The organism is Vibrio sp. R10-SF1-ISO8 (assembly GCF_059833805.1).
In genome coordinates, this window is record NZ_JCBDHL010000005.1 from 1 (window position 1) to 17,264 (window position 17,264).

Here is a 17,264-nt window from a genome sequence, read left to right on the forward strand (position 1 = left end):
CCAGCCCCGCTTCCCACTAATCCAGAAACTGACTCAACATTAAGAGTGAAAGACTCATCACCTTCATAGATATCATCTTGCGTCGTTGGAATTATTACATTGAGAGAAGTGGTACCCGCTGGAACTAGCACCGTGCCATCAGCATTAACCGTTAAAGTTTGACCGGTAGAAGTCTGAACTTTAATGGAACCAACGTCATCGCTTTCAGCAGTGTTTAACTGGTTAGTTAATCGCAATGTCGTATCTTGGGTAGATGGTTTATCATAACTAATTGTGTAGGTAGCATCGCTGCCTTCACTTACTTCACCTCCTCCACTAACTGTGATTTCAGGAATAGGCGTAACTGTCACATTGACAACCAGAGTATCGGTTCCACCATTACCATCGTCTACAGTAACAGTGAAGCTATCGTCCCCATCAAAGTTTGTGTTAGGTGTATAACTCCAGGTGCCGTCTGGATTAACAACAGCCGTACCGTTTGTAGGAGTTGAAGTTTGAGAGAAAGTCAGCGTATCGGTTGGATTTTGGTCCGTCGCCGTAAGCGTACCGCTAATCGCGGTATCTTCATCAGTAGTGACAGCAATACTCTCGCCCAAAGGATCATTGTTTATATCGACGAAAATTGGTTCGAATAGCCTAAACTGCTCTAATAGTGAAAGGCTTTGAGTTTCCGAAAGACCAAGGGATTGGAAACCTTCCGTTGTGAAGTCAGTACTGGCTATCGTTTCGGTCCCATCACGTGTTACGGAACCACTTGCAGTCAAGCTCGAACCAGTTTGCCCACCAGCAGCCGTTGCAAAGTCTTCACCAAGCTGAGTTGGGTCTTGACCTTCTTCTAAGGCAGCAAAGATGTCTTCAAGCTCCGCGGTGATATCTTGAGGCTCTCCACCTTGATCAACCACCTCAAATTGTAGTTGCTGGTCAGTACCGTTTACACCCGAGTCTGACTGAACGATGACCTCACCTGGCCTAGGCAACTCGCCTTCAACCAATACTCTGACATTACCGTTTACGTCAATTACGATAACTTGATTGGCTGCTAGATTACCCATTGCAACGTAAGTACCAAAACCCATACTTTAAGTCCTTAATCCTTGACTGCTTTCTTTTGCTATGTTGCCAGTGACAAATAATTGGCAAAATATAAATTCATACTCTTTATAAATTACCATTTTTCATATCTACGCTAAACCTGTTTTTTGAACAAAAGCCTCAACAAACACGACACAAGTTGCATTTCTCAACATTGAGAAACTGAACTAAGATCTCGATTTTAGTGGATAATATAAAGTATGGCGTCCCAACATTAGATTCCGATCGCATTTTGATTAATTGAGTAAAAAGCAACAATTTAACAACACTTTATTTGCTAAATAGATTAGTTTTCTCTGCTCAAGAGTGTTATTTTATTGGCGCCATTAATGGATATATCTCAGTATTGAGACAAAAAAATTGAGTATTATCCTCACCTACGAGCACTTCGAGGAGAGTCAGAGTGAATTGGAATAAGTTGAAAGTACTAAGTTGCGCGGTTGCACTTAGCTTTCCAGCACACAGTCAAACATTAGAGCAAGCCGTCGCCTTTACTATTACGACCAACCCAGAGATTAAAGCTTCTTACAACGAATTTAAGAGCAAGTTTTTTGATGCAGAAGCCTCTGGTGGGGCATACATGCCTAAATTGGATTTGGATGCAGGTATTGGATACGAAGCTGTTGATTTAGCTTCAGGTACTGACAATGAACTTACTCGAAAAGAAGCTACGTTGACCCTAACTCAATTATTGTGGGATGGCTCTGCAACACTAAATGACATGGACCGCACTGCAGCAGATGCGGAATCCGTTCGCTTCCAATTGATGTCAGATGCTCAAGATATCGCTCTTCAAGTTACAAAGATCTATCTGGATGCAACTAAGGCTTATGAAGTTTTAGCATTATCTGAAAGCAACCTAGCGGTTCATAAAGAAATCTATACTGATATTAAAAAACGTGTGGATTCTGGTATTGGTTCAACAGCTGATCTTTCTCAGGTTGAAGCCCGTTTAGCCAAAGCTCACGGTAACTTACTAGCAGCACAGAATAACCTTTTCGACGTTCATACCCAGTTTAAACGCATTGTTGGTCAGTCCCCACAAGGTCTTACATTCCCAAGAGCAGATCAAACCGCTATTCCTTTTACAGTAGACGAAGCACTTGATACTGCATTTAACGCTCATCCAGTGATTAAAGTAGCTCAAGCAGACGTTGACTCTGCTCGATTCCAATACGATCAAACTAAAGGCGTGAACTACCCAACGCTTTCAATAGAGGCAAATCAAACTTGGCGTGATGATGCGGGTGGCATCGAAGGAGGTAGTGACGAGTTTTCTGCGATGCTTCGTATGCGTTACAACCTATATAACGGCGGTTCAGACTCTGACCGAACTGAAAGTGCCGCTTATCAATTAAACAAAGCGAAAGATTTTCGTGACCGCACCTATCGTAGCGTTGAGGAAGGCCTGCGTCTTTCGTGGAGTGCGCTTGATCTGACTGTTCAACAGAAAGACTTTCTTGCAGACCACGTAGACTCGGCATCAGATACAGTTATTGCTTACGAAAAGCAATATAAACTCGGTAAGCGTACCCTACTTGATCTATTGAACACAGAAAACGAATTGTTCGAAGCCCGTAAAGGCTATTTAGATGCCAAGTATGATGAGCAATACGCTAAGTATCGTGTAATGAACGCGACGGGCAATCTACTAGCGGCATTACGTGTAGATACACCTCAAGAGTGGAATGAAAAGGTAGAATACTGATATGAATAAATCACTTGTAACTATGATTATCGCGGCTACCGTATTCACTGCTCCGCTTAAAGCTGAGGACGCTTACGACTACATCGACACTCCAACTCCTAATCAAGTTGACGACTTACTTGATGATGACAAAGATGGTGTCATTAATGCTCGCGACTTGTGTCCGCAAACACCACGCCTTGCTGAAATTGACAACGACGGCTGTGGTACTTATGTGAAGACAGAAGAAGAGATGAGCTTACATATTCTGTTCGCGAATGACTCTGATGAAATTCAGCCAGTATTTCTTGCCCAAATTCGCGAGATGGCCGACTTCCTTGAAAGCTACCCATCAACTTCAATTGAACTGCAAGGTTATGCAAGTAAAGTTGGTAAGCCTGAGTACAACATGGCGCTTTCAAAGCGACGTGCCATTGCGGTCGAAGATGCTTTGCTCGCAAATGGAACTGCCTCTAATCGAGTACGTATTGTTGGCTATGGTGACACGAACCTAAGTGAGACAGGTACCGACGAAATCAGCCATGCTAAAAACCGCAAAGTTGTCGCAACCGTTATCGGACACAAAGGTAACGTGAAAGAAGAATGGTCAATTTTTACTAAGATAAAAAAATAACCGTTTTTCTTGTATTAAGGGGGCTTAGGCTCCCTTTTTTATTTTGCTTTGCTGTATTGAGTGGTACTCTAGCAGCGAATCCACGTATGAGATAATACCAATGAGCAAATTAACTGCTGATATTCAAGCAAACCTTGAGTTATTCGTTGCTGAAACGAAGCAATCTAAACTAGTTTGGGGAATGCGTAACGAAGAAGGCTGGCTGTCTTGCGATTCTACAGAATTTGAAAACAGCGAAGTAATGCCTTTCTGGTCTTCTAAACAAGATGCAGAAACTCACAATGTTGAAGAGTGGGCAGATTTCGAAGTGCTTGAGATTCCACTAGATATCTTTGTTGAAGATTGGCTACTCACCTTAGCTGAAGACGGTGTTTTAGTTGGTACAAACTGGAATGACCAACTGGAAGGTAAAGAGATGGAACCATCTGACCTAGCCAAGTTATACTTAGACTAAGTAGATTTTAAAAATGCGCCTCGAAGGCGCATTTTTTATAGAAATCAAAGCTATCTAAGTCGCATTTATTCAATTCACATTTAGCAACACATTGTACCCTATTAGTAAGTTACTCTACTATGTAACAAACAAAACTAATACTAAATACAATGAAACGTCTTTTAGCTTGGATTATCGCTTACGCTACATTCCTACCCTCTGCACTAGCTAGTCAATATAACCATTGGGAACAATGGGAATCTGCATACAATAACGCGCTTCGTATTAACGAGAGTAACGCATTATTGATGCTGCAAGATCGCTACAATGCCCTTCCGGCAAACATTGAGAAGTTATATGTGAGCTCTAAAATGCACGGCTTTATGACATTAAGAGGGCAACCTTACTATGGTAATGAACTTGCCAACAACCCTGAATATTCCAAGCTAGAACAGTCCTTTATCGCAGCTCTCAACGCGGAGCTAGAGCTAAACTTTTCGGATGCACGCTCTGCGTACCTTTCCCTGCTAAAATTTGCCAACACAACTAGCAACATACAAGGTAAGATTCTTTTTGAATATCACCTATGCCGTGCAATGAATATGCAAGGCCAGTTTTACAGTGCTCAGTTATACTGCAATGCATTAAAAACCCACCTACAAGATGTCGATATATCGATTCTGCCTAAGCACCTTGCCCTAAGAGTTATTGCGAATAACCTCGAGTTCATAGGTGACTACCAAGCTTCATTAGAAACCTATCAAAAATATCTCGCAACTATTCCAAGCTACGTTGATCCTTCTGGAGTCTACAACGATGCGGGGCTTCTATTGAAAAACTTAGGCCAATATGAACTCGCTCAAGAATATCTAACCATCTCAATCAGGTTGAGAAAGTCACTCAATGCTCGACTAAAGCTTGCCCAATCCCATCACAGCATGGCAGACCTCTTGTTAGAGATAAAAGACTATGAAGGCGCTATCCAACACCTTAACCTTTCAAAAGCAATCTTAGATGATGTAGGCCATGTCTATGGATTGACCCACGTCACTCTCAGCCTAGGTAAAGCCTATAGATTTTTAAAACAGTATGAACTGAGTAAGCACTTTTTATCTCAATCGCGTGATTACGCCGAACTTCAAGGCAACGACCAGATCCGCGGGGAAATTTACCTTGCTCTATCGGCATTAGAACAATCTCAAGCTAATGATTTTTCTGCACTCGAGTATTCTCGTGAGGCCTATGCACTGGGAGTTAAAATTCATAGCGAGAGACTGCAAGCTCTAGCTCTAAAATCTCTCGCCCATATTGCTGAAGCACGCGGCGACTACGAGCTTGCCCTTCAACATTACCAAGACTACTTCGATTCGGAGCTATCCAAAAGAACCCAAAAAAACCGTACTGCTTTTCTTGCACTGGAGCTGGCACGACGTGAATTTGCCCAGAAGGTTCAAACAAACCAAACATTGGCAAGATTAGAATCTTTGGAAACTCAGCTCAATAAGCTCTCGACACAAAGGCAGATGCTTTTGCTTTCCATTGTGTTGCTAATTATTACGTTGATTGGGCAACTCATTCACACGCGAATGAAAAGTCGGAGGGCGGAGATGGACCAGCTTACAGGCTCACTCAATCGAGCTGCAGCTATTAAGAAAATCAGGGCTATTGATAAGACCGCCGCTCAAATTCAAAAACACGTACTGATCTTGCTAGATCTTGACGACTTTAAGAACATCAATGACAGCTATGGACATCCAACAGGAGACCGAGCACTTTCAACCATTGCAAAGGGGATCTCTGAAACCATTAAACCTGATGATTTATTCGGCCGATTAGGTGGTGAAGAATTTATTGTTGTGCTCAAAAATGTCGACGAGTTAGATGTCAGAGAACAAGTAGAACAATTACACAACTCAATTGCCAACAACGTTTTTGAAGCGGAAAACAAAGAAAAGCTCTACGTTACCGCGAGCTTTTCCTATCTAGCTACATCAAAACCACTCAATGATTTTGACGAGTTATATTCAATATTGGATCAGGCGCTATATCAAGTTAAGCAAAACGGCAAAAACCAGATTATTGACGCCTATAACGAGCCTATTTTCCTGCCGAACTCTGCTTACGTACCAGTTCAGCCATAATAGTCTCACGCTCAGAAAGGTAGTCGTTTAGGCCTACTTTTCTCAGCTCGCATGATGGGCAATCACCACAACCATCACCTATTACTCCATTGTAACAAGTAAGCGTTTTCTCTCTTACTAGTTGCAGAGCATCGTATTGGTCCGCTAGTGCCCAAGTTTCAGCTTTGTTTAACCACATTAAGGGCGTAGAAATCTCTAGCTGGCGGTCCATACCCTGAACAAGCGCATTATTCATCGCTTTTACAAAGTCATTGCGGCAATCTGGATAACCAGAAAAGTCTGTTTCACATACGCCAGTAATAACAGTCTGCGCGCCAATTTGATAAGCGTAGATACCTGCCAGAGTCAAAAACAGGATATTACGCCCTGGTACAAATGAGTTCGGCAAACCATTCTCTTGCAACTCATGAGAAACAGGGATATCGTCACGCGTCAAAGAGCTAATAGCAAGCTCATTAAGTAGGCCGACATCCATCACTTTGTGCGCTTTCACGCCTAGCTCTTTTGCTAAGTTCTGCGCGACTTCAATTTCTAGTTTGTGGCGCTGACCGTAGTCAAATGTAATCGCATGAACTTCATCAAAATCTTTAATTGCTTGTACCAGACAAGTCGTTGAATCTTGTCCACCACTAAATACGACAACTGCTTTTTTCATTTTGAGTTCCTTTACGCAATACTTAGATATTTGTGAGTTTGAATCGATAAGCGCCAGTTCCTAGCAATGCATACATCAATACAAAGTTGAGTCGCACGAGGCTTTTGACTAATTGGTTGCAGCGCAATTGTCGTTTGTTCAGATACATTCGCTCTTTCCAAGAGAACATCCAGTTGATCAATATCTTTTTGAGTCGCCACAGGATGTTTAATTTCATTTGCGCGAACCATCGCCGAATCAAGTACAGGTAACTTACCTTTCATCGCGACCTTCGGTGACACTGTCACCCATGTATTTTCTGTCGCTTTGACCTCTGAGGTGCCACTGGTTTCGATCTGACATTGACAGCCATGTTCTTCAAACGCTTGCGTCAAAGGGGTCAGGTCATAGATACAAGGTTCACCACCAGTAATAACGATATGTTTAGCAGTATACCCTTGCTTCTTGTACTCATTAACGATGTCCATCGCCGAGACAGAACACCAAGTTGGAGAGTCCTCTTTCTTAGCTAATATTTCCTCTAGAGGCTTTTCGTCTTGAGGGGTTGCGTCCCAAGTTTGCTTAGTATCGCACCAAGCACAACCAACAGGACACTCTTGTAAGCGAACAAAAACCGAGGGAACACCGGTGAACACACCTTCCCCCTGAATGGTTTCGAACATTTCGTTAATTTTATACAACTTAAACTCAGCCTAATTTATCTTCAAAATTCTGCAGGAACGAGACCTTAAATGAGACGCAGTGGAAGGTCAACTAAATCATAAATTGATCAATCTTTTCACAGCGATTATTCTGCTTCTTTTTGTCAATTTTGTAGTTATATTTTAGGTAAGTTATGTATAAGCTGATAGCACTCGATTTAGATGGCACATTGCTAACGAGTGACAAAACGATTTCCCAAAGAACAAAGCATACGATCGCTGAAGCGCGTAAACGAGGTGTAAAAATCATCCTCGCATCTGGCCGTCCATTAGATGGAATGCAAAGTAAGCTAGACGAACTTGAGATTGAAGGCGATAACGAGTTTGTCGTTTACTTCAATGGCTCAATGGTGAAGGAAATTGGCACAAACAGAGTGATTCACTCGGCGATTATTGATGGAAAGCGAGCAAAGCAAGTCGCGCAACTGGCTAACAAACTGAATTTAGATTGCCATGCATTCAGTAACGAGTTTGGATTAATAACGCCAAAGCTCAACGAGTTCACCGACGTTGAAGCAACCATCAATCAAATTCCAGTCATCGAGAAGAACTTTGATGAGTTAGACGATGACCATCCGATCATTAAAGCGATGATTGTCGGTGCTCCTGACAAACTCACCGCCGCAATCGAAAATATTCCAGCTCGCTATCAAGATGAATTCACAATCGTCCAGAGCGCCCCTATTTTCTTGGAGTTTTTAAACCTTGAAAGTAACAAAGGGGTTGGCATTAAGGCGATTGCTGAACATCTAGGCATAGCATCTAGCGAAGTGATCTGTATGGGCGACGCTGAAAATGACCATCATATGATTGAATACGCAGGGTTAGGAGTAGCGATGCAGAATGCAATGGAGCAAACCAAAGCCATCGCCAACCATATTACATTGAGTAACGATGATGATGGCGTGGCTGTTGTCATTGAAGAGTTTGTTTTAAACAACTAAATCTCTGAGCTAAAGCTGACTATTCAGCTTTAGCTACTTTACGTACTGAGACGGCAAACATAAGGATCAATACTGGATACCTCAACGCTTCAACGCTCAGTGAGGCAATGCTGCTTGTAGATACATGCTCAGCAACAACTCCAATAAATCCATTAGCCAGAATAAGCATCACTGTAATCATTAGCAAAGCCTTTCCAGAGGCGATCTTTGCATCTCGTTCAAAGGTCATCACTAGCCCTAACACAGTTAAGATTATCGCCAACCAATAAGTAAAAATCGGTGTGGGCCAAAACAGCGTCATAACGGTACATGCGATAAGCAAGATTACCCAAACCATTTTTGAAGTCATTAGTGCTCTTGCATCCACCTCTGGCTTAGATTCAAGTCGAATCAAATGCCAAGAACAAAGTATGCCCAATAATGCGCCACTTACGCTGTCAGTCAAAAATGCAGAGCCACTGTAAAACTTAGCAACGGTTAGCCATAACAATGCAAAAAACAAAGACAATGACCAACGATTAATCGATAGTTTGTCAGTCCCATTCAAAACAAGAAGACCCACACACGACCATACCGCAATAGGTAAGCTCGGTAGGCTAAACCCGTAACTCTTGGCAAGATCGAGAACAGGTAGATAAACATGTGGCCTAGGAAACGCAAACCCTTGCTGAGCGACCAAACTAAGCAGTGAAGTCATAGTCACGGCAAAAAAGACTTTATAGCTGAATTCTTTACCAAATCGCCAATATAAAAGTGGGAAAAGAACCAGAATCAACGAAGGTTCAGCCAGCCAGTTTCCAGCGAGTAACAAAGGCTCGACGATATGCACTATGCCACTGGGTAGCTTTAAGAAGAAGTGCTGAAGCTGAGTCATCCAGCTCAATTCGACTTGATGGAATATGGGAGCCGCCTCAATAAGGTTATCGACGAACACCACTTTTTGATCAGTCGCTTGTTGTAAAACGGTACCAAGCCACTGAAGTTGCTCAGGGAAGCGGTACTCTTGACTAGGAACAACAGTAGGATCGATCAACATCGCTGAAGAGACTTCAATACCATAATGTGGAGCGAACCAGATTGGCAGTTCATATCCGTCTAACCTGTTGTTAAACTGGAATGAAACAATATCTGAGTCAGAAACACAATCGTAGAACACCGCTTTCTCGGTACGCCCGAGTTCTTCCTTAATGGAAACAACAAGACCTGTTTCTTCCCAAGTTTCTCGTTGCGCCGCAAGCTTTGGAGACTCCCCTTTAGCGACGCCTCCTGCGGGGAGAGAAAGCTTGTTGGTGAGGATTTCTTTTACCAATACAATCTTCTCACCAGAACGTATGACACACGCAGCTCCAGAGATTGACGAGTCATTCGCAACAGTAAGTGAAGAGGCAAATAGAGAGATAAACCCGAGTACGAGCGATAATATTTTAGTGTTGAGCTTCATTCTAAATTCTTGTTAATTGGTTACGGACTTTCGTAACCAATGGATATGATGTTCAAAGCCGAAATGACGGTAAAACTCAATTGCAGACTGATTAAATTCCCAGACTTCAACAAAGATCTCTTTTACGCCATATTCCTCAAAACGCGTTTCGATATGCTGACACAGTTCGACTGCATGCCCTTTGCCACGGTAGTCCTTAACGATATACAGTTCATCGATGCTGCCCATCTGAACTGGCTTACTTACTGTGGAAATCAGCTCGCAAAAGTGACCACTAATAAATCCTATGATTTTATCGTCTTCACATGCGACAAATACAACACATTCAGGATCATCTAAATATCGAGCAATACTCTTTTCCTGCTCTATATCTTCAGCAGTTTTAAAATGTTCGGGACATTGGCGATGGTGCTCATCATGCAAGTAAAACATGAGATCATTTAACTGCTCTAAATCTTTGTCATGCGCACTACGAATGGTCACATTGTGCATAAATATTTTTGCGTTACGAATAAAGTAACAGTTTGGCGGTTTAACAAAAATTTTTCAATAAAAAAGCCCCTTTGGTGAGGGGCTTAATTTCATTATCAGAAAATGCTGTGGCTCAAGTTAAGAATGCAGTGCTTTTTCAATCTCTTCAAGGCTCGTTGGGTCATCGATCGTCGAAGGCACTGTGTACTGCTCGCCATCGGCTATCTGGCGGATAGTACGGCGCAAGATCTTGCCGGAGCGCGTCTTTGGTAAACGCTCCACAACGAGCGCATGCTTAAAACAGGCAACTGCTCCAATTTCATCGCGTACTTTACCAACCAGCTCACCTTCAAGCTGGACGTCATCGACTTTAACTCCGTCTTTAAGCACAACCAGACCTAATGGCAGTTGCCCTTTGAGATCGTCATGAACACCAACAACCGCACATTCCGCAATAGCCGGGTGGCCGCCGACGATCTCTTCCATTTCACCGGTTGATAGGCGGTGACCCGCAACGTTAATTACGTCATCGATACGCCCCATAATGAATAGGTAGCCCTCTTCATCGAGATAACCACCATCACCCGATACGTAATAACCCGGGAACTGACTCAGATATCCAGACTCGAAGCGGTCGTGGTTACGCCATACCGTAGGCAGACAGCTTGGTGGCAGTGGGCGCTTCAAAGCGACAAAGCCCTGTTGATTGGCTTCTACTGGCTCACCAAGCTCATTAAGGATCTCAACCTGATAACCAGGGATTGGCTTAGTCGCTGAACCTGCTTTCACTGGCATCAGCTCAATTCCGGTAGGGTTACCGGCAATCGCCCAACCTGTTTCCGTTTGCCACCAGTGATCGACCACTGGTTTGTCAGTTTTGCTTTCTACCCACTCTAATGTCGGAGGGTCTAAGCGCTCACCTGCCATAAAGATGGTTTTAAGGTTTGATAAGTCGTATTGCTTGAGGCACTCACCTTCTGGGTCTTCTTTCTTAATAGCGCGGAACGCGGTTGGTGCAGAGAACAGTACTTCGACTTTGTACTCTTCACACACTCGCCAGAATGCACCCGGATCCGGAGTCCGTACTGGCTTGCCTTCAAATAGTACTGTTGTACAACCATGAATCAGCGGCGCATAGACAATGTAAGAGTGGCCTACGACCCAGCCCACATCAGAAGCTGCCCAGTAAACACCATCTTGTGGAACATTATAAATGGCGCTCATTGAGTACTTCATCGCAACAGCATGCCCACCATTATCGCGTACTACACCTTTAGGCTTACCAGTCGTCCCTGAGGTATAAAGAATGTAGAGCGGGTCAGTCGCCAAGACTGGTACACAAGCGTGAGGTTGAGAGCTTTCAAGTGCAGTCGCCCAATCCACATCTCGCTTAGGCTGCAGCTGAGCTTCACACTGGCCTCTTTGCAGAACAACCACTGTTTCAGGCTTCCATCGACTGTCCATAATCGCTTTATCGACCAATGGCTTGTACGGAATAACTTTATTAACTTCAATACCACAAGAAGCTGTCATCACCAATTTAGGTTCAGCATCTTCAAGTCGAACCGCTAGCTCGTTAGCCGCAAAACCGCCAAACACAACGGAATGAATCGCGCCTAGTCGTGCACAGGCAAGCATTGCCATTGCTGCCTCAGGAATCATGGGCATATAGATAACCACTCGGTCACCCTTTTCAACGCCTTGTTCTGCGAGCATACCCGCTGTTTTCGCTACCTGATCACGAAGCTCGGTATAAGTATATTTTCGCTTAGTACCAGTCACTGGTGAATCGTAGATCAATGCGGTGTTATCACCACGTCCTTGTTCGCAGTGATAATCTAGTGCTAACCAAGAGGTATTAAGCATTCCATCGGGGAACCAGCGCTCTATGCCATTTTCATCTTTGGCTAGAATAGTTTGTGGCTGTTTAAACCAGTCAATATTTTTTGCTTGCTCCGCCCAAAACGACTCGGGTTCTGACAGCGCCCATTGATACTCTTTTTGATATGCAGACATAGTGCTTCCTCCAGTATGTCCTGACATTGCTTTTCTGGTAATTAACCAGTGCTAATTACGCAAAGATATCGGAGGGTACGCGCACAAATCCCTCCATGATGATTCGAGCGCTGCGGCTCATTACAGCTTTTTCAACGACCCAACCTTGTTCATCTAGCGTGGCGGCCGCTCCTACTTTCAGCGTTCCCGACGGGTGACCAAAAGTGACTGATTCCATTTCTCCGCCACCAGCAGCACGGTTGACTATAGTGCCGGGCACACAGGAAGCCGATGCAATCGCTACTGCTGCGGTTCCCATCATGGCGTGGTGCAATTTACCCATCGACAAAGCGCGAACGAGTACATCCACCTCACCTGCTTCGACCGGTTTGCCACTAGAAGAAAGATAACTTTTCGGGCTCGCAATTATGGCGATTTTTGGCGTGTGCTGACGAGCTTCAGCCTCTTGTAAAGAATCAATCAAACCCATCTTCAACGCACCATAAGCTCTAATCGTTTCAAAGCGTTGTAATGCAGCTTCATCGTTATTGATATCTTCTTGAAGTTCCGTCCCTTGATATCTGAGAGCTTCAGCGTCAAGGAAAATCGTCGGGATACCCGCATTGATCATCGTGACTTCAAACGTACCAACATCAGGAACCTCTAGCTCATCGTTCACATTTCCAGTTGGAAACATACTGCCTTCGCCGTCTGCGGGGTGCATGAAGTCGACTTGAATTTCAGCCGCAGGAAACGTCACCCCATCGAGTTCAAAGTCGCCCGTTTCTTGAACTTGCCCTTTCACAATTGGCACATGAACCACGATGGTTTTGCTGATATTCGCCTGCCACACTCTCACAGCGACCGTGCCATTGGTTGGGATACGAGCTTCATCGACCAATCCAGCATGAATAGCAAAGGGGCCAACAGCGGCAGATAGATTGCCACAGTTGCCACTCCAATCAACAAAAGGTTTTTCAATCGATACTTGCCCGAATAGATAATCAACATCGTGATCTGGCTTATCACTTTTCGATACAATCACGGTTTTGCTGGTACTCGACGTGGCACCGCCCATACCATCGATTTGCTTGGCATAAGGATCGGGACTACCAATCACTCTTAATAGCAATTTGTCTCTCGCCTCTCCGGGAGTTTGAGCTTGTTTTGGCAAATCTTCTAGACTGAAGAATACCCCTTTACTCGTCCCACCACGCATATAGGTGGCTGGTACTTTCATTTGGCTAGATACTGTCATAGCGGCCACCTATTGGGACAAAAAGTCTTGGGCAAAGCGCTGCAAAACGCCGCCAGCGTTATAAACACTAACCTCATCGGCGGTGTCCAAACGACAAGTCACAGGAACGTCGAACTTTTCGCCATTAGCACGAGTGACGACCAGCGCTAGATCTGCGCCAGGCTTGATATCGCCAATCACGTCATAAAGCTCACTACCGTCGAGCTCTAATGTTTTACGATTTGTGCCAGATTTAAATTGAAGTGGCAAAACGCCCATTCCGACGAGGTTGGTTCGGTGAATCCGCTCAAAGCCTTCGGCAGCAATCGCTTCAACCCCAGCCAAGCGAACTCCTTTCGCTGCCCAATCTCGAGAGGATCCTTGACCATAATCAGCCCCAGCAACAATGATCAACGGCTGCTTGCGATTCATGTAGGTTTCAATTGCTTCCCACATTCGAGTTACTTTACCCTCTGGCTCAACCCTTGCGAGTGAGCCTTGTACCACCTCACCATTATCTTTAACCATTTCATTAAACAGTTTAGGGTTTGCAAACGTCGCTCTCTGCGCAGTCAGGTGATCGCCACGGTGGGTTGCGTAAGAGTTGAAGTCTTCTTCAGGTACATCCATAGAAGCGAGATACTCGCCCGCGGCACTGCTCGCCAGTATCGCGTTGGAGGGAGATAAGTGATCAGTCGTGATGTTATCGCCTAGTACGGCTAAAGGTCTCATCGCAGCTAGCGTTCTTTTACCTGCTAGCGCCCCTTCCCAGTATGGTGGACGGCGAATATAGGTACTTTTTGGTCGCCAGTCATAAAGAGGGTTGCTATTACGCTCACCTTCATCGAGTTTAAACATCTGAATGTAGACCTGATTAAACTGCTCGGGCTTAACATGCTTGCCGACAACCGCATCAATCTCTTCATCACTCGGCCACAAGTCATTGAGATAAATAGGATTGCCTTGTTTATCTTTACCTAACGAATCGCGTTCAATATCAAAACGCATGGTTCCAGCTAAGGCATAAGCGACCACTAGTGGCGGCGATGCCAAGAATGCTTGCTTAGCATAAGGGTGAATCCGACCATCAAAGTTTCGGTTACCTGATAGCACTGCCGTTGTATAAACGTCACGGTCGATGATCTCTTGCTGAATCTCTGGATCAAGCGCGCCACTCATACCATTACAGGTGGTACAGGCATAAGCGACAATACCAAAGCCAAGCTTTTCTAATTCTGGTAAAAGACCTGCGTCTTCAAGGTATAACTTTGCAACCTTTGAGCCCGGAGCAAAAGAAGATTTCACCCAAGGTTTGCGAACTAGTCCAAGCTCATTGGCCTTCTTGGCAACAAGCCCAGCAGCGACCACATTGCGCGGGTTACTTGTATTGGTACATGAAGTAATCGCCGCAATAATGACTGCCCCATCGGGTAATTGCCCCTCGCTAGTGTTAACCTCACTATCTTTTGCTATACCTCGCTCTGCAAGCTCTGAGGTTGGCAAACGTCTATGAGGATTCGATGGCCCTGCCATATTTCGAGAAACCTTGGATAAGTCGAACTCTAATACTCGCTCGTACTCAGCGGTTTCAAGATCATCCGCCCAAAGACCCGTCTGTTTAGCATATTTTTCAACAAGCTCGACTTGCTGCTCATCACGACCTGTCAGTTTTAGGTAATTAATGGTCTGCTCATCGATGTAGAACATCCCAGCCGTAGCGCCGTACTCAGGCGTCATGTTGGAAATGGTTGCGCGATCGCCGATGGTTAGGTCTTTTGCCCCTTCACCAAAGAACTCAAGATAGGATGAAACGACTCTTTCGTTACGCAAAAATTCAGTAATCGCCAAAACAATATCTGTTGCTGTAATCCCAGGCTGGCGCTTGCCAGTAAGCTTGACGCCGACGATGTCAGGTAGTCTCATCATTGAAGGACGGCCAAGCATGACTGTCTCTGCCTCGAGTCCTCCCACACCAATCGCAATCACTCCTAGAGCATCGACATGCGGCGTGTGACTATCCGTACCGACACAAGTGTCTGGGTATGCGATACCTTGCTTAGCCTGAACAACAGGAGACATTTTCTCCAAGTTGATTTGGTGCATGATGCCATTACCAGCAGGAATAACACTGACATTCTCAAACGCGGTTTTACACCACTCAATAAAATGAAAACGGTCTTCATTTCTGCGCTCTTCAATCGCCCTATTTTTATCAAATGCGTCTGGATCAAAGCCCGCGTGTTCAACAGCAAGAGAATGGTCTACAATCAGCTGGGTTTCTACCACAGGGTTGACTTTGGCAGGATCGCCACCTTGTTGAGCGATCGCATCTCTAAGGCCTGCAAGATCAACCAACGCTGTCTGACCTAGAATGTCATGACACACAACTCGAGCAGGATACCAAGGAAAATCTAAGTCGCGCTTTCGCTCGATGATTTGCTCTAGACTTTGAGTCAGAGTGTTAGGGTCACAACGTCGAACTAACTGCTCAGCCAGCACTCGTGAGGTATACGGGAGTTTTTCGTAGGCACCTGGGGATAGTGTATTTACGGCTTCTCGGGCATCAAAATAATCAAGATGGCTTCCCGGAAGCGATTTTCTGTATAGGGTATTCATGCTCATATCTGCTTCCATTCAGGTAGATGTGTGCTCCCTAATCGAAGGGAGCAAAGTCGACAGTGCTATCGTTTTTCGATTGGAACCCAATCTTGATGATCAGGACCTGTGTAATCTGCACTTGGTCGAATGATTCGGTTATTGGCTCGTTGCTCGTAAACGTGCGCAGCCCAACCTGTTAGGCGACTCATAACAAAGATCGGCGTAAACAACTTGGTTGGAATATCCATAAAGTGATAGGCAGAGGCATGGAAAAAGTCTGCGTTACAGAACAAGCCTTTCTCTCGCTTCATCACCGCTTCAACGCGCTCAGAAACCGCGTATAAATGAGTATCTCCTACTGCGTCTGAAAGCTCTTTTGACCAACGCTTAATTAACGCATTACGAGGGTCACTCTCACGATAGATAGCATGGCCAAAGCCCATAATTTTGTCTTTGTTGGCTAGCATCTGCATGATGTTTGCCTCCGCTTCGTCCGGCGTTTGCCAGTCTTGAATCATCTCCATCGCAGCTTCGTTTGCACCACCATGTAAAGGGCCACGAAGCGTACCGATCGCTGCTGTAATACAAGAATGAAGATCGGAAAGTGTCGAAGCACATACGCGAGCTGCAAAGGTAGACGCATTAAACTCATGCTCTGCGTATAGAATGAGTGAACAGTGCATGACCTGCTTATGAATCTCAGTTGGCGCTTTATCTGTCAGCATTTTTAGAAAGTAACCACCAATACAGGTTTCGGATTGATCGTCTGTATCTATACGCACACCATCATGGCTAAAGCGGTACCAATAACAAATGATGGCGGGAAATAGAGCGAGCATTCTTTCTGTCGCGTCTAGCTGCTCTTCAAAGTTCATCTCTTGCTCTAGATTACCCAGTACCGAGCAACCCGTTCGCATCACATCCATTGGATGCGCGGAGGCAGGAATAAGCTCTAAGGCTTGCTTAAGTTCACTCGGTAGACCTCGCAAACTAATCAGACGCGTTTTATATTCATCTAGCTCTTTTTGATTGGGTAAGTGACCACGTAACAGCAAGTGGGCAACTTCTTCAAATTGAGCATTGTTTGCCAAGTCAGTAATATCGTAACCACGATATGTTAGACCTGTCCCCGTTTTACCGACAGTACACAAAGCTGTGCTACCAGCGCTTTGGCCGCGAAGACCTGCGCCACCTAACTCTTCATTCTTTTTCGATGATAGAGGCATTTTGAACTC

At 44.7% G+C, this 17,264-nt stretch carries 14 protein-coding genes; 5 read left to right on the forward strand and 9 right to left on the reverse strand.

Annotation, left to right across the window (positions count from 1 at the left end):
• Positions 1-1,076 (reverse strand): Ig-like domain-containing protein (locus tag AC6R00_RS01220; RefSeq protein WP_500639072.1); only part of this gene is annotated, 1,076 nt, incomplete at its 3' end.
• A gap of 419 nt (positions 1,077-1,495) precedes the next feature.
• Between AC6R00_RS01220 and AC6R00_RS01225 the strand changes: the two genes are divergently transcribed.
• From AC6R00_RS01225 to AC6R00_RS01240, 4 genes are all read left to right on the forward strand, one after another.
• Positions 1,496-2,800 carry a TolC family outer membrane protein gene (locus AC6R00_RS01225; protein ID WP_500639073.1) on the forward strand — a complete coding sequence of 435 codons (1,305 nt, stop codon included), beginning with the start codon at positions 1,496-1,498 and terminating at the stop codon, positions 2,798-2,800.
• 1 nt (position 2,801) lies between these two features.
• On the forward strand, positions 2,802-3,413 hold the full coding sequence (locus tag AC6R00_RS01230) for an OmpA family protein (protein ID WP_500639074.1): 612 nt from the start codon (positions 2,802-2,804) through the stop codon (positions 3,411-3,413).
• A 100-nt stretch (positions 3,414-3,513) separates the two neighbouring features.
• Positions 3,514-3,867 (forward strand): DUF2750 domain-containing protein, encoded by a 354-nt coding sequence (locus tag AC6R00_RS01235; protein WP_004743853.1) that lies wholly within the window; start codon positions 3,514-3,516, stop codon positions 3,865-3,867.
• A gap of 149 nt (positions 3,868-4,016) precedes the next feature.
• Complete coding sequence (locus AC6R00_RS01240) at positions 4,017-5,987, forward strand: GGDEF domain-containing protein (RefSeq protein WP_500639075.1); 1,971 nt, start codon at positions 4,017-4,019, stop codon at positions 5,985-5,987.
• On the opposite strand, the gene queC is transcribed toward AC6R00_RS01240, so the two are convergent.
• Positions 5,944-6,642: a 7-cyano-7-deazaguanine synthase QueC gene (gene queC / locus AC6R00_RS01245; RefSeq protein ID WP_500639076.1), complete on the reverse strand. Its 699-nt coding sequence runs from the start codon at positions 6,640-6,642 to the stop codon at positions 5,944-5,946. The two genes, AC6R00_RS01240 and queC, sit on opposite strands and share 44 nt — an antisense overlap.
• 11 nt (positions 6,643-6,653) lie before the next feature.
• Positions 6,654-7,322 carry a 7-carboxy-7-deazaguanine synthase QueE gene (gene queE, locus AC6R00_RS01250; RefSeq protein WP_500639077.1) on the reverse strand — a complete coding sequence of 223 codons (669 nt, stop codon included), beginning with the start codon at positions 7,320-7,322 and terminating at the stop codon, positions 6,654-6,656.
• A 155-nt stretch (positions 7,323-7,477) separates the two neighbouring features.
• Here queE and AC6R00_RS01255 point away from each other — a divergent pair, with 155 nt between their 5' ends.
• Positions 7,478-8,287 (forward strand): Cof-type HAD-IIB family hydrolase, encoded by an 810-nt coding sequence (locus AC6R00_RS01255; protein ID WP_500639078.1) that lies wholly within the window; start codon positions 7,478-7,480, stop codon positions 8,285-8,287.
• 19 nt (positions 8,288-8,306) lie between these two features.
• On the opposite strand, the gene AC6R00_RS01260 is transcribed toward AC6R00_RS01255, so the two are convergent.
• The 6 genes from AC6R00_RS01260 to prpC all read right to left on the reverse strand — a co-directional run bounded on the left by AC6R00_RS01260 (position 8,307) and on the right by prpC (position 17,255).
• Positions 8,307-9,728: a bifunctional NUDIX hydrolase/phosphatase PAP2 family protein gene (locus tag AC6R00_RS01260; RefSeq protein WP_500639079.1), complete on the reverse strand. Its 1,422-nt coding sequence runs from the start codon at positions 9,726-9,728 to the stop codon at positions 8,307-8,309.
• Positions 9,729-9,740: 12 nt separating this feature from the next.
• Positions 9,741-10,220: a GNAT family N-acetyltransferase gene (locus AC6R00_RS01265; RefSeq protein ID WP_500639080.1), complete on the reverse strand. Its 480-nt coding sequence runs from the start codon at positions 10,218-10,220 to the stop codon at positions 9,741-9,743.
• Positions 10,221-10,337: 117 nt separating this feature from the next.
• Positions 10,338-12,215, reverse strand: a complete 1,878-nt coding sequence (locus AC6R00_RS01270; protein WP_500639081.1) for a propionyl-CoA synthetase — start codon at positions 12,213-12,215, stop codon at positions 10,338-10,340.
• 55 nt (positions 12,216-12,270) lie between these two features.
• Positions 12,271-13,452: a 2-methylaconitate cis-trans isomerase PrpF gene (gene prpF / locus AC6R00_RS01275; RefSeq protein ID WP_500639082.1), complete on the reverse strand. Its 1,182-nt coding sequence runs from the start codon at positions 13,450-13,452 to the stop codon at positions 12,271-12,273.
• A gap of 9 nt (positions 13,453-13,461) precedes the next feature.
• A complete protein-coding gene (gene acnD / locus AC6R00_RS01280) occupies positions 13,462-16,053 on the reverse strand; it encodes a Fe/S-dependent 2-methylisocitrate dehydratase AcnD (protein ID WP_500639083.1) in 2,592 nt (863 codons plus the stop codon).
• A gap of 59 nt (positions 16,054-16,112) precedes the next feature.
• On the reverse strand, positions 16,113-17,255 hold the full coding sequence (prpC, locus tag AC6R00_RS01285) for a bifunctional 2-methylcitrate synthase/citrate synthase (protein WP_500639084.1): 1,143 nt from the start codon (positions 17,253-17,255) through the stop codon (positions 16,113-16,115).
• Positions 17,256-17,264 lie beyond the last annotated feature (9 nt).

What these genes read in the sequence shown, in the direction of transcription:
- AC6R00_RS01230 (WP_500639074.1), top strand. Translation starts at nt 2,802, where the DNA reads ATGAATAAATCACTTGTAACTATGATTATCGCGGCTACCGTATTCACT.
- AC6R00_RS01235 (WP_004743853.1), top strand. Translation starts at nt 3,514, where the DNA reads ATGAGCAAATTAACTGCTGATATTCAAGCAAACCTTGAGTTATTCGTT.
- AC6R00_RS01240 (WP_500639075.1), top strand. Translation starts at nt 4,017, where the DNA reads ATGAAACGTCTTTTAGCTTGGATTATCGCTTACGCTACATTCCTACCC.
- queC (WP_500639076.1), bottom strand. Translation starts at nt 6,642, where the DNA reads ATGAAAAAAGCAGTTGTCGTATTTAGTGGTGGACAAGATTCAACGACT.
- AC6R00_RS01255 (WP_500639078.1), top strand. Translation starts at nt 7,478, where the DNA reads ATGTATAAGCTGATAGCACTCGATTTAGATGGCACATTGCTAACGAGT.
- AC6R00_RS01260 (WP_500639079.1), bottom strand. Translation starts at nt 9,728, where the DNA reads ATGAAGCTCAACACTAAAATATTATCGCTCGTACTCGGGTTTATCTCT.
- AC6R00_RS01265 (WP_500639080.1), bottom strand. Translation starts at nt 10,220, where the DNA reads ATGCACAATGTGACCATTCGTAGTGCGCATGACAAAGATTTAGAGCAG.
- AC6R00_RS01270 (WP_500639081.1), bottom strand. Translation starts at nt 12,215, where the DNA reads ATGTCTGCATATCAAAAAGAGTATCAATGGGCGCTGTCAGAACCCGAG.
- prpF (WP_500639082.1), bottom strand. Translation starts at nt 13,452, where the DNA reads ATGACAGTATCTAGCCAAATGAAAGTACCAGCCACCTATATGCGTGGT.
- acnD (WP_500639083.1), bottom strand. Translation starts at nt 16,053, where the DNA reads ATGAGCATGAATACCCTATACAGAAAATCGCTTCCGGGAAGCCATCTT.
- prpC (WP_500639084.1), bottom strand. Translation starts at nt 17,255, where the DNA reads ATGCCTCTATCATCGAAAAAGAATGAAGAGTTAGGTGGCGCAGGTCTT.